This is a genomic window from Polaromonas sp. P3_C2 (assembly GCF_056402675.1).
In genome coordinates this window covers 1-579 of the sequence record NZ_JBFUGX010001243.1, presented here as the reverse complement: position 1 = coordinate 579, position 579 = coordinate 1, and the positions used below count along the sequence as shown (strand labels likewise).

At 57.7% G+C, this 579-nt stretch carries 1 protein-coding gene; it reads left to right on the top strand.

Going from position 1 to position 579, the window contains the following annotated elements:
- Positions 1–326 precede the first annotated feature (326 nt).
- A partial coding sequence (locus tag AC1DWI_RS25860) for a hypothetical protein (protein WP_477726286.1) occupies positions 327–579 on the top strand: 253 nt, incomplete at its 3' end.

The following is a 579-nucleotide window of genomic DNA, read 5'->3' as shown; positions in this document are numbered from 1 at the left end:
GCGTATCCCCGTCTGTAACTGGGCCTGGATGTCTTTCATGGCTGCAAATTTAAGCGAAGCGTCTTCCGGTTTCTGCCGGAGGGACGAGCATGCCCGTGTAGGAGAAAAGGCCAGCGCGCCGCCAAGGCGCCTAAAACCTGACGTCTACATGAACACTTTGCACACGCTAAAACGGTAAGCCATGTCTTACGCAAGGAGAAGAAAGGCCTTACAGGGTGCACCGGCATCCGGCTACTGAATATGGATCTGCCGGCCCGTATGGTCTATGCACCAGACAACGACACCGGGACACAACCGGTGGAGCGCAAACCACACGGGGAATCACCATGAAACTGATGGGCGGACTTTTGGCAGGCATGGCAGCAGGATTGCTCACCGCCTGGCGAATTCATGCAAGCCCCCGGGATATCGACCTCGTCCATGCATTTCTCACCGCACTGGTCTGCGCAGCAAGCCTGTTTTTGTGTTCAATGCTGTTGCCCGATGGCCTTGCTGACGCATTTCAGGAACTCATGGGCTGGTGCCTGGCCGGCACCGTTGCCGCACTGGCACTGCTGGCCTGCGTGAAGGGGCTGGAAG